This window comes from Bowmanella yangjiangensis, assembly GCF_017255015.1.
GTDB classification, from domain to species: Bacteria; Pseudomonadota; Gammaproteobacteria; order Enterobacterales; family Alteromonadaceae; genus Bowmanella; species Bowmanella yangjiangensis.
Map to the genome: position 1 here is coordinate 1 of NZ_JAFKCS010000325.1, position 901 is coordinate 901.

A 901-nucleotide genomic window follows, 5' to 3' on the forward strand; every position below is an offset into this window, starting at 1 on the left:
TGAGCGCCATGTTAGGGGCTGGGCGGTTCAACATAGAACTTGCCTCGCTTAACGCAAAGATTGCCGAGATTAGGCTGCCGTGCGATGAGAGCCCAAGAAGGTTGGCCCTCAGCCGTCATGAACGAAACGACACGTAGGCCATTGGAAAGACATAGGGAGATTTCGGGTAATGTGCCCAGAAAATCGATTTGCGTGACCTGGCAACCGATGAGGTGCTTGAACATGGATGGCCAGCGACGCTCGGCACTCCACGAACCGCCGAGGATTGACCGAGGCCGTTCAACTCTCCAACTCCATTCAATCATGAGGGTGAGTTCGCCACCTGGTTGTCCGAGCGTACCGTCGAGCCTCTTTTTGTCGGTTAAGGAGCCAAACTCCAAAAAAATTGCCGAGCTGTGCCCACGCCAAACGTGCGCGACAGGTTTTCCTTTTAAAGCATCGATGAACGGAGCTGCGATGAGCAAGGATAGCCCCCAACGATTAAGCTAACGGGCAGGCAAACGCGTAGCGTTTGACTGTCCAGCGAACGAGGTGAGCGAAGTTGAGCGCATTGTTAGGCGGCGCACCAACATTTTAGTTATTTTCATGGTGAAGTGTCTGTTTTTATTATGTTCAGCATGCCGCCATATAGCATGCCAGCACACCACGCATTGGTTAGCCCTGTAAGCATGACTGGGGCATAAAAGTCATCTACACCCTCAGCTATTTTTTTAGTAAGACTGGCCAAACGCTTTGTGCCGATACCAGGAATTTCGCCGGAAGTTAAATTCTGTGGCCATGCCGCTAGTGCCAGTTCTGCAGTCTGGGCAGTCACCTGCTTTATGTATGTCCCACCGCGATATTCCCAGATGACCGTGTACGTACTCATAAAGAGCCTAGCTATTAATTAGGCGACATTGCT

2 protein-coding genes are annotated in these 901 nt (G+C 51.4%); both read right to left on the reverse strand.

Going from position 1 to position 901, the window contains the following annotated elements; all coding sequences use genetic code 11:
- Window positions 1-11: 11 nt before the first annotated feature.
- A complete protein-coding gene (locus J0A65_RS24320) occupies window positions 12-464 on the reverse strand; it encodes a hypothetical protein (RefSeq protein WP_206596833.1) in 453 nt (150 codons plus the stop codon).
- Between the two features lie 119 nt (window positions 465-583).
- A complete protein-coding gene (locus J0A65_RS24325) occupies window positions 584-868 on the reverse strand; it encodes a hypothetical protein (protein ID WP_206596834.1) in 285 nt (94 codons plus the stop codon).
- Window positions 869-901 lie beyond the last annotated feature (33 nt).